The following is a 10,946-nucleotide window of genomic DNA, read 5'->3' on the forward strand; positions in this document are numbered from 1 at the left end:
CAGAACAAACCAAGATAAAGGGATTAAGCAGTTTATGTCTGATAACGCTAAAGAAATCCTCCCCGTTAATATTGAGGAAGAGTTAAAGAACTCTTACCTTGATTACGCGATGAGCGTTATTGTCGGGCGAGCCTTGCCTGACGTAAGAGATGGCTTGAAGCCAGTGCACCGTCGTGTGCTGTTCGCAATGAACGAACTGAAAAACGACTTTAACAAGCCATACAAAAAATCTGCCCGTGTGGTAGGTGACGTAATTGGTAAATATCACCCTCACGGTGACTCTGCAGTTTACGATACTATTGTTCGTATGGCCCAACCGTTCTCACTTCGCTATATGCTAGTAGACGGTCAAGGTAACTTCGGATCGGTAGACGGCGACTCTGCTGCTGCGATGCGTTATACCGAAGTTCGCATGGCTAAAATTGCGCACGAGTTACTTGCCGATTTAGATAAAGAGACCGTAGATTTCGTACCTAACTACGATGGTACAGAGCATATTCCTGAAGTATTACCAACGAAGGTGCCTAACCTTCTTGTTAACGGCTCATCGGGTATCGCGGTTGGTATGGCGACGAATATTCCGCCACATAACCTCACCGAAGTGATCAACGGCTGCGTAGCGTTAATTCAAGATCCGTCTATTACCATCGACGACTTGATGACACACATCCCAGGTCCAGATTTCCCAACGGCAGCTATGATCAGTGGGCGCAAGGGAATTGAAGATGCGTATCGCACAGGTCGCGGTAAAATTTATCTTCGTGCTAAGGCGGAAATTGAAACTGACAGCAACGGTAAAGAAACCATTGTTGTTAACGAGATCCCGTACCAGGTTAACAAAGCGCGTCTTATTGAAAAGATTGCTGAACTGGTAAAAGAAAAGCGCATCGAAGGCGTTTCTGCACTGCGAGACGAGTCTGATAAAGACGGTATGCGCATTGTTATCGAAGTTAAACGCAACGAATCTGCCGAAGTCCTACTTAATCATTTATACGCGAATACCCAGCTTCAAACGGTATTCGGTATTAACATGGTTGCGCTTGATAACGGTCAGCCTAAGGTATTCAACCTTAAAGAAACGCTAGAATGCTTTATTCTTCACCGCCGTGAAGTAGTAACACGTCGTACGGTTTTTGAATTACGTAAAGCCCGTGACCGCGCTCACATTCTTGAAGGTTTGGCGATAGCGCTTGCGAACATCGACCCGATTATCGAGTTGATTAAAGCGTCACAAAGCCCAGCAGACGCCAAGAAATCGCTTGTAGCACAAGGTTGGGACTTAGGTGATGTAGCGCAAATGCTTGAGCGCGCAGGCGATGACGCTGCACGCCCTGATTGGCTAATGCCAGAATTTGGTATTCGCGACGGCAAGTACTACCTGACAGAACAGCAAGCGCAAGCTATTCTTGACCTTCGCTTACACAAGCTAACAGGTCTTGAGCACGAGAAAATTCTAGAAGAGTATAAGCAACTTCTAGAGATCATCGCAGAACTTCTTCACATCCTAAAGAGCCCAGAGCGTTTGATGGAAGTCATTCAAGAAGAACTTGAAAAAGTACGTGATGAATTTGGTGATGAGCGTCGTACTGAAATTACGGCAGCAAGTCACGATATTGATATTGAAGATCTTATAGAGCAAGAAGATGTTGTAGTAACGCTTTCTCGCGAAGGTTATGTGAAATATCAAAAACTTACAGACTACGAAGCACAGCGTCGTGGTGGCCGTGGTAAATCAGCAACCAAGATGAAAGATGAAGATTTCATCGAAAGATTATTGGTAGCTAATACCCACGATCACATACTTTGCTTCTCAACCCGTGGTCGCTTGTACTGGTTGAAAGTATATCAGTTGCCGTTTGCTAGCCGTAACGCGCGCGGACGCCCAATTGTTAACATCCTACCGCTTGAAGAGAACGAACGTATTACTGCTATTCTTCCTATTAAAGAGTTTGAAGAAGGCAAGTTTGTACTGATGGCGACGGCAAACGGTACGGTTAAAAAGACTGACCTGAGCCTATATTCTCGCCCACGTTCAAGCGGTATTATCGCCGTTAACCTGAACGAAGGTGATGAGCTGATTGGTGTTGATATCACTCACGGTGATGACGACATAATGTTGTTCTCTGATGCAGGTAAAGTGGTTCGCTTCAACGAGAAGCTTCGCGACAGCGAAACCGGTGAAGTTAAGCGTGACCCAGAGACGGGGGAAGAGCTTCTGGCACTTCGTCCTATGGGAAGAACAGCCACAGGTGTTCGCGGTATTCGTCTGCAAGATGGTCAAAAAGTGGTATCACTTATTGTTCCTAAAGGCGACGGCCCAATCCTGACAGCAACAGAGAATGGTTTCGGTAAGCGTACTCCGCTTGAAGATTACCCTGCGAAGAGCCGTGCGACACAAGGTGTTGTATCAATTAAGGTGTCTGAGCGTAATGGTAAAGTGGTTGGCGCGGTTCAAGTAGACGAAACCAATGAAATTATGCTTATTAGTGACCAAGGCACACTGGTTCGTACCCGTGTAGGCGAAGTGTCAGTAGTAGGCCGTAACACACAAGGCGTTCGCTTAATACGTACAGTAGAAGGTGAGCACGTTGTAGGGTTACAACGCATTGAAGAAGTGGAAGAGTTACAAGAATTCGACGAAGACGGTAACCTAATCATTTCAGACGATGCGCCAGAACAAGCAGAAACTGCTGTTCAAGAGCAAGAGAACACCGCAGAAGACGGTGACGGCTCAACGACAGAAGAGTAGGGATAGGGCGCAGGTATTCATACTTGCGCATTATCAGTGTTCTTTCAAACAAGCGGCTTAAGCCGCTTGTTTACCTAATAGACCCGCAAAATGTTCAAAACAAAGCGAGTTAAACGGTAATTATCTACAGGTGTTGAAAAACGCGATGAAAGAGGTTTTTAATTTTAGTGCTGGCCCGGCTATGCTTCCAAAAGAAGTCATGGAAAAAGCACAATCAGAATTTACAAATTGGCGCGACCTAGGCTGCTCTGTAATGGAAGTAAGCCATCGTGGTAAAGACTTCATTGAAATAGCGGCAAAAGCTGAGCAAGATTTGCGAGATTTGTTGTCCATTCCTTCCAACTATCATGTGCTGTTCACGCACGGTGGTGGGCGTGGGCAATTTGCCGCTGTACCGCTCAACTTATCAAACGCTAACGATACCAGTCTTCACTTAGTCAGCGGTTCTTGGTCTAAAGGTGCCGTTGACGAAGCAAACAAATACAACCACGCCAAAGTGGTGGGTGAAGTGTCTGAAAAAGACGGCTGTCACTACGTTGCGCAGCCTCAGTTGAGCGATATTGATCAATCTGCCGCGTATTACCATTTCTGTCCAAATGAAACCGTTGACGGAATAGCTTTTAATTGGCTACCAGAGTCGGGCAAGGTTCCGCTTGTTTCTGATATGTCTTCGACTATATTGTCTCAGCCGTTAGATGTAGCAAAACATGGCGTTATATACGCTGGCGCACAAAAGAATATCGGCCCAAGCGGCTTATCAGTTGTTATTGTTCGCGAAGACCTGGTTGGCAAAGCACGTAAAGAAACGCCCTCTATCTTCGATTATGCACTAGCGGCAAAGTCTGACTCTATGTACAACACACCGCCAACGTTTTCATGGTATTTGGCTGGCCTTGTATTTGAGTGGCTTAAAGATATGGGCGGTGTTGATGCTATGGCGAAACGCAATGCGGAAAAGGCGGCGTTATTGTATTCAGCTATTGATAGCTCTGACTTTTACTCAAGTAAAGTTCACCCTGATAACCGTTCAAAAATGAACGTGCCGTTTCATTTAGCCAATGCTGAACTTGACGGATTGTTCCTTAAACAGTCGCAAGAAGCAGGGTTACTTGCTCTTAAAGGGCATCGTTCAGTTGGGGGCATGCGTGCCAGTATTTATAATGCAATGCCAGTAGAGGGCATTGTTGCGCTAGTTGAATTTATGCGCGAATTTGAAAGAGTGAATGGATAAAATGGAGCAGTTAACATTAGACCCGATTGCAAAAGTATCGGGAGAGATCAATGTACCTGGCTCAAAAAGTCTGTCTAACCGCGCACTACTGCTTGCCGCGTTAGCTGAAGGTGAAACTGAATTAACCAACTTGCTTGATAGCGAAGATATTGAGCACATGCTAAATGCACTAACTAAATTAGGCATAAACTACCGCCTTAGCGAAGATAAAACACAATGTGTTGTGCAAGGTAACGGTGGTGCATTTAACGTAGCAGAGCCACTTGAGCTTTTCTTGGGTAATGCCGGTACCGCAATGCGTCCTTTATGCGCTGCACTTGCTGCAAGTAACGTTGATACGGTACTTACCGGTGAACCGCGCATGGAAGAGCGTCCAATTGGCGACTTAGTCGATGCGCTACGCGAAGCCGATGCTGAAGTAACTTACCTTAAAAATGAAGGTTACCCACCGCTACAAATTAAAGGTAAGACTTTAAACGGCGGTGAAATGTCGGTAGACGGCAGTGTATCTAGCCAGTTCTTAACCGCGCTCTTAATGGCAGCTCCGCTCTTTTCTGGCGATGTGACTATTCGCATAAAAGGTGAGTTGGTTTCTAAGCCTTATATCGATATCACGTTAGATACCATGGCGAAGTTTGGCGTTACTGTTAAAAATGATAACTACCAAACGTTCACGATTTCTGGTGACGCTAAGTATATTGCGCCGGGTAAATTTATGGTAGAAGGCGATGCATCGTCAGCATCTTACTTCCTTGCAGCCGGTGCCATTAAAGGTGGAACGGTACGCGTAACCGGAATTGGCCAGAACAGCATTCAAGGTGACATTCGTTTTGCTGATGTACTTGAGGCCATGGGTGCAACGGTGGTTTGGAACGATGAGTATGTTGAAATAACGGGTGCGCCGCTTAAAGGCGTGAACATGGATATGAACCATATTCCAGATGCGGCCATGACCATCGCGACTACGGCATTGTTTGCTGAAGGTCCAACGACCATGACTAATATTTATAACTGGCGTGTTAAGGAAACAGACCGTCTTGCGGCTATGGCCACCGAGCTTCAAAAGTTGGGCGCGAAAGTGGAAGAAGGGCATGACTATATTAAAGTGTGGCCAACTGAGTCGCTAAAACATGCTGAGATAGACACGTATAACGACCATCGCATTGCCATGTGCTTCTCGCTTGTTGCGTTAAGCGATACGCCGGTAACAATAAACGACCCGGGCTGCACGCGCAAAACGTTCCCAGACTACTTTACCCGCTTTAAAACACTGTATAGCGCGTAAAGGCTCAAAAAATATTGCTCTTAAATAATGGTAGGCAATGCCGGTAATCGCCTTACTTGCCCCATTGATCTGAATCAGGTTTAACCTGATCTTCAATGCCGCCAATTAGAGGCGGCATTGCTTATCTCTCACTAAAGCGTATAATTGCGCGCGATTTTTAGTAATTTAAACGATGGAGCAGGTATGCATTCCACACCCGTAGTCACGGTTGACGGTCCTAGTGGTGCAGGCAAAGGTACATTAAGTAGCTTGCTGGCAAAAAAATTAGGGTGGCACTTTCTAGATAGCGGTGCAATTTACCGCGTATTAGCAGTTGCTGCACTTCACCACGACCTTCCGTGTGATGATGAAGAATGTGTTGTTCCTCTAGCAACCGGTCTTGATGTTAGTTTCGAGACGAATGGCGATACCACTCGCATTATCTTAGAAGGCGAAGACGTTACTGACGATATTCGCACTGAAGAAGTTGGCGCTGTGGCATCAAAAGTTGCAGCATTACCCCGGGTTCGCGAAGCACTACTTCGCAGACAGCGTGCTTTCCAACAAGATCCTGGTCTTGTTGCCGACGGTCGCGACATGGGTACAGTGGTATTTCCCGAAGCGCCTGTAAAGATTTTCCTCACAGCAAGCGCAGAAGCCCGTGCAGAACGCCGCTATAGCCAGTTGAAAGCAAAGGGCATGGATGTTAATATTGCGCGCCTTTTAACCGATATCAAGGCAAGAGACGAGCGCGATACACAGCGTGCAGTGGCTCCTTTGGTACCGGCACAAGATGCAGTAATTATAGATTCAACGGACTTGGATATTGACCAAGTCTTTGAAAAAGCGATGGATATTATTTCCTCACGCCTTTAATGACGAGAGCTGATCGCATCCAAAGCAGTGTTGCTACAGGAAGTGGCGACTAATTTTAATAACCCCGCGTTATCCGGATAAGAAGCGTGGATATCAACTTAAAAGTTATTTGAGACTTATGACTGAAAATTTTGCACAACTTTTTGAAGAAAGCTTACAAGAACTAGAAACACGTCCTGGTTCAATTGTAAAAGGTACTGTTGTTTCTATCGACAAAGACATCGTTCTTGTTGATGCAGGCTTGAAATCAGAAAGTGCTATCCCAGCTGACCAATTCAAAAACGCTGAAGGCGAACTAGAAATCGCTATCGGTGACCAAGTAGACGTAGCACTAGATGCAGTTGAAGATGGTTTCGGTGAAACTATCCTTTCTCGCGAAAAAGCGAAGCGTCACGAAGCGTGGGTTGAGCTGGAAAAAGCTTACGAAGATAAAGCTACTATCAAAGGCGTTATCAACGGTAAAGTTAAAGGCGGTTTCACTGTTGAAGTTAACAGTGTACGCGCGTTCCTTCCTGGTTCTCTTGTTGACGTACGTCCAGTACGTGACACTACGCACCTTGAAGGCAAAGAGCTTGAATTTAAAGTTATCAAGCTTGACGCTAAGCGTAACAACGTTGTTGTTTCTCGTCGTGCAGTTATCGAAGCAGAAAGCAGCGCAGAGCGCGAAACGCTTCTTGCTAACCTTGAAGAAGGTCATGAAATCAAGGGTATCGTTAAGAACCTTACCGATTACGGTGCGTTCGTTGACCTTGGTGGCGTAGACGGTCTTCTACACATCACTGATATGGCTTGGAAGCGCGTTAAGCACCCAAGTGAAATCGTGAATGTTGGTGACGAAATCAACGTTAAAGTACTTAAGTTCGACAAAGAGAAGCAGCGTGTTTCTCTTGGCATGAAGCAAATGGGCAACGATCCATGGCAAGAAATTGCTTCTCGTTACCCAGAAGGTACTAAGATCAACGGTCAGGTTACTAACCTTACTGACTACGGCTGCTTCGTTGAAATCGAAGACGGCGTTGAAGGTCTTGTACACGTTTCTGAAATGGATTGGACTAACAAGAACATCCACCCATCTAAAGTTGTTAACCTAGGTGACACTGTAGATGTAATGGTTCTTGAAATTGACGAAGAGCGTCGTCGTATTTCTCTAGGTCTTAAGCAGTGCATTGCTAACCCTTGGGAAACATTTGCTGAGTCACACGAAAAAGGTGACAAAGTGTCTGGTAAGATCAAGTCAATCACTGACTTCGGTATCTTCATCGGTCTTGACGGCGGCATCGACGGTCTAGTTCACCTTTCTGACATCAGCTGGAACAAGTCTGGTGAAGACGCGGTTCGCGACTACAAGAAAGGCGACGAAATCTCTGCAGTTGTACTTCAAGTCGACCCAGAGCGTGAGCGTATCTCTCTTGGCGTTAAGCAAATCGAAGAAGATCCTTTCAACAAGTATCTGACAGATAACAAGAAAGGTGCTATCGTTACTGGTACAGTAACAGCAGTTGATGCGAAAGGCGTTACTGTAAACCTAGCTGAAGAAGTTGACGGCTACATCCGCGTTGCAGATCTTGCTGTAGAGCGTGTTGAAGACGCAACAGAAGTAGCAAGCGTTGGTGATAGCATCGAAGCGAAGTTCATGGGCGTTGACCGTAAGAACCGCACTGTTAACCTATCTGTTAAAGCGAAAGATCAGGCTGACGAAAAAGAAGCTATCGATAAAGTTAACCAGCAAGAAGATGTTGGTTTCGCTAACGCGATGGCAGAAGCATTTAAAGCTGCTAAAGGCGAATAATGCTTTTGTGGGTGTGCAGATGCACACCCAATTCGCGATAGCTGTTTAAACAATAATATTGACAATGAGGTTAAGCATGACCAAGTCTGAATTAATTGAACGGCTCGCGGATCAAGCGCGTCATATTCCGGCGAAGGAACTCGAACTAGCGATAAAAGAACTTCTAGAGCAAATGGCACAAACTCTTCAAAAGGGTGAGCGTATTGAAATTAGAGGTTTTGGCAGTTTCTCTCTTCACTACCGCGCTCCACGCGTAGGTAGAAACCCAAAAACGGGTGAGACAGTGAAACTTGACGGTAAATATGTACCGCACTTTAAGCCTGGTAAAGAGCTTCGCGAAAGGGTAGACGCCTCAATCGCATAATGCATTTTAAAAGCCGCTGAAAAGCGGCTTTTTTGTGTCTGCTGCCTTATTGTTATTTAGCAAAATTCAATAGTCTATTTTCCTTAGCTAACATAAGGCGCTCGTTATTGCTGATATACTTTCGTTTAATTTTTGATACCTATTGACCCCAACTCGAATAGGGTTATATATTGTTCAAATAATAATAAACGGTATTCATAGAAGTAATGTCAGCCGGCGACGAACAAGCAATAATAAAACAATACCAGCCGCTCATTCGCGCGTTAATTCCTTATGAACAACAAAACAAGCTGTTAGAAGGAATTAACAAGTTTTCGAAGCGTCTACCTAGTAGTGTTCGAAAAGTAGTAAAAGAAGAGGTTGTTCGATTAACGTCGTTAACCGACGCTCCTGCTGATAACTCTGCCTTTGCTCAATTCCCCGTCATGAAATTCAAGCACTTCGGGGTTCAAATGCGCCTTGATAAAGTCGGCGCGCAGATACTCAAAAACGAAACATCACTTTATCAAGACAGATATACGGTAGGCGTGTTTGAGTCAGTAATGAACTCAGACTTCTACCAAAACCAAATAAAAAAAGAACAGTTCAAAAAAATTGTCGATGCTTTTAATGTTGAAAGCCAATCGTTTACTGATATAGATTTCGGCGATGACATCGCAATTCGTCCAAACTTTACTATTTCTTCCCCCGATTTTGAGAAAGGCCGTCATTGTTCAATCAGTTCGATGTCACACAAAGGCATTGCTCTTGAAACGAAAAGGCCACCGAACGCTTCTACTGGTGACATTATTACGTTCACTATTCCTGAAGTTAAAGGACTTACTAAAGAACCGACTGAAATAACGCTTGAACTAGAGTCGGTAAAATACAACAAGCACTTAGGGAAGTATGAGACATCGTTTGTTTTTCAAGACGACGTGGATAAAGGCTTTCTTGCAACCCTTAAACGATATGTAGCGATTACCGCGTATAAACAGCCTTTGCAGCGTGATTTAGAAATAGAACGCGCCATGCAAGAACTAGAACGCGACCGAATACTTGAAAATAGCCCGTGGTTGCCCGTGTTTCTCGCGCCAGAGAAGAAGTCGCTTAAGCCCATTATTGCCCTGTTTACCAAAGCCAATGTCGAGCATAACGACGCCGAAAAACTCTTGGCTAGCCTACAAGATAAGCCTATCTTCGCGACGTTAGTTGACGAGCTACGCAAGTATAATGAAGCATATGTCTTTCATGGCAACATCAAAACCAAAAATGGTAACGTTCAAATAACAGCGACGCATAGACAACTGCTAGCATTAAAACAGCTTAACGCGTTGGTTTATCTTCTTGCCAAAAGTGGCGACTTCATCTGTACCCATTGTCGACTTGATAGCGTGACGCGAGAAGATAAACAAAAAGCGTTTGCTATTCACGATATTGCCAGTAAAGAATTTGAGCAACTGGCGCAGATCTCCCATGTTCTTTACTGTAAAGACGTGTCTGCTTATCTTACTAATCTGACTCTTTCAGCAAAATGCGATTTCAAACCCTTGTCAAAAACCTTGAGGGCTAGCGGCAATAACTGGCGAATTGATTATGTAATGGAAGAGGATTTAGATAGACGCAGTGAGACACGTTACGTTATTGATAAACCTGCCTCTATTAAAGTTGGACTGCTGACATCGATTGATGCGCGGGTTGCTGATTTAAGTGCAAGTGGAATGAAGTTAATTGTTGCACCGAAAAGTGAGCTACAAAAGGAAATTCGTGTTTCAGTACCGGAACTGAAAATTAAAGGTGAAAAATATAAGGTTGTGCACTACCAAGCGGAAACGGGCGTGGTGAGGTTGTGCCTTGTTGAAGATACACGTAAGGCTAAAGTGAGCTCGAGCGTCGATCATATGGTTGAAGAAAATACCGCGTATTTCAAAGTAAGAGATATTGCGCGTATTCAACGCTCAACTCACCGTTATATCTGGGAATTGGCGGTTAGGCATATGCCGTCTTTATCGGTACTATGTGTGATGAACCGCTTTACGTTAGACAGGCTCAAAACGGTGTATCAAAGTGACGCATCTGACGACCTTTATCCTTTTTCGCGCACTCAAAATATTATCCCACTGCACGGCTTTTTTGCAGACAAAGGGCAGGCTAAGCCCAAGTCACAAATTCTAGAGGCGATGTTCAAAGAAACATCTGAACAAGCGTTAGTGGTTCACTGCGTTAGAAAGAGCGACAGCCGCTTAGTGTATATAAAAGAACGCGACTTCCTTTTTTCTAAGTTGCGAACACAAATAAAAACTCAATTAGATGAAGAAAAAATACATCTCAGTGCCACAGATGTCACCGCTATTCGATGTCACGGCGCGATAACGCCATTAACTAAGAAGCGTCTTGCCCAGCTATCAAAGCTAGACAAAGCCATGTATGACAAGCTCGAAACGATGCAGGCGGGTTATACACACTGTATTTTTATTACTAATATGTCAGCCCTTCACCACGATTTAGTGGTAGACAATCTTATTGCCAAACCCCAACGTCAGGATCTAGAAAGCGAAGGCGCTGCTTAATGCCAAAGCCTTCTGAGTGGGCAAATATCTATGCGGATTAATGGTATGGACCCTCTCCTCCCATAAAGGCTTCAAATGAGCCAAGATAGGGTTGTTCAAATCACTATCAAGAAGGAGAAGGTCA

7 protein-coding genes are annotated in these 10,946 nt (G+C 44.7%); all 7 read left to right on the plus strand.

Annotation, left to right across the window (positions count from 1 at the left end):
- Positions 1–34: 34 nt before the first annotated feature.
- Positions 35–2,749 (plus strand): DNA topoisomerase (ATP-hydrolyzing) subunit A, encoded by a 2,715-nt coding sequence (gene gyrA, locus MHM99_RS12540; protein ID WP_239219594.1) that lies wholly within the window; start codon positions 35–37, stop codon positions 2,747–2,749.
- 145 nt (positions 2,750–2,894) lie between these two features.
- On the plus strand, positions 2,895–3,980 hold the full coding sequence (gene serC / locus MHM99_RS12545; RefSeq protein WP_239219596.1) for a 3-phosphoserine/phosphohydroxythreonine transaminase: 1,086 nt from the start codon (positions 2,895–2,897) through the stop codon (positions 3,978–3,980).
- Position 3,981: 1 nt separating this feature from the next.
- Complete coding sequence (gene aroA, locus MHM99_RS12550) at positions 3,982–5,265, plus strand: 3-phosphoshikimate 1-carboxyvinyltransferase (protein ID WP_156078408.1); 1,284 nt, start codon at positions 3,982–3,984, stop codon at positions 5,263–5,265.
- A 183-nt stretch (positions 5,266–5,448) separates the two neighbouring features.
- Positions 5,449–6,120 (plus strand): (d)CMP kinase, encoded by a 672-nt coding sequence (gene cmk / locus MHM99_RS12555; RefSeq protein WP_014949643.1) that lies wholly within the window; start codon positions 5,449–5,451, stop codon positions 6,118–6,120.
- Between the two features lie 118 nt (positions 6,121–6,238).
- Positions 6,239–7,909, plus strand: a complete 1,671-nt coding sequence (gene rpsA, locus MHM99_RS12560) for a 30S ribosomal protein S1 (RefSeq protein ID WP_014949642.1) — start codon at positions 6,239–6,241, stop codon at positions 7,907–7,909.
- 76 nt (positions 7,910–7,985) lie between these two features.
- The gene (ihfB, locus tag MHM99_RS12565; RefSeq protein WP_014949641.1) at positions 7,986–8,273 is read left to right on the plus strand and encodes an integration host factor subunit beta; all 288 of its coding nucleotides are present in this window, start codon (positions 7,986–7,988) and stop codon (positions 8,271–8,273) included.
- Between the two features lie 206 nt (positions 8,274–8,479).
- The gene (locus tag MHM99_RS12570) at positions 8,480–10,822 is read left to right on the plus strand and encodes a PilZ domain-containing protein (RefSeq protein WP_014949640.1); all 2,343 of its coding nucleotides are present in this window, start codon (positions 8,480–8,482) and stop codon (positions 10,820–10,822) included.
- Positions 10,823–10,946 lie beyond the last annotated feature (124 nt).

Source organism: Alteromonas sp. MmMcT2-2, from assembly GCF_022348305.1.
Lineage (GTDB): Bacteria > Pseudomonadota > Gammaproteobacteria > Enterobacterales > Alteromonadaceae > Alteromonas > Alteromonas macleodii.

Excerpts from the sequence above, each read along its gene's own strand:
- gyrA (WP_239219594.1), top strand. The coding sequence starts at position 35 with ATGTCTGATAACGCTAAAGAAATCCTCCCCGTTAATATTGAGGAAGAG.
- serC (WP_239219596.1), top strand. The coding sequence starts at position 2,895 with ATGAAAGAGGTTTTTAATTTTAGTGCTGGCCCGGCTATGCTTCCAAAA.
- aroA (WP_156078408.1), top strand. The coding sequence starts at position 3,982 with ATGGAGCAGTTAACATTAGACCCGATTGCAAAAGTATCGGGAGAGATC.
- cmk (WP_014949643.1), top strand. The coding sequence starts at position 5,449 with ATGCATTCCACACCCGTAGTCACGGTTGACGGTCCTAGTGGTGCAGGC.
- rpsA (WP_014949642.1), top strand. The coding sequence starts at position 6,239 with ATGACTGAAAATTTTGCACAACTTTTTGAAGAAAGCTTACAAGAACTA.
- ihfB (WP_014949641.1), top strand. The coding sequence starts at position 7,986 with ATGACCAAGTCTGAATTAATTGAACGGCTCGCGGATCAAGCGCGTCAT.
- MHM99_RS12570 (WP_014949640.1), top strand. The coding sequence starts at position 8,480 with ATGTCAGCCGGCGACGAACAAGCAATAATAAAACAATACCAGCCGCTC.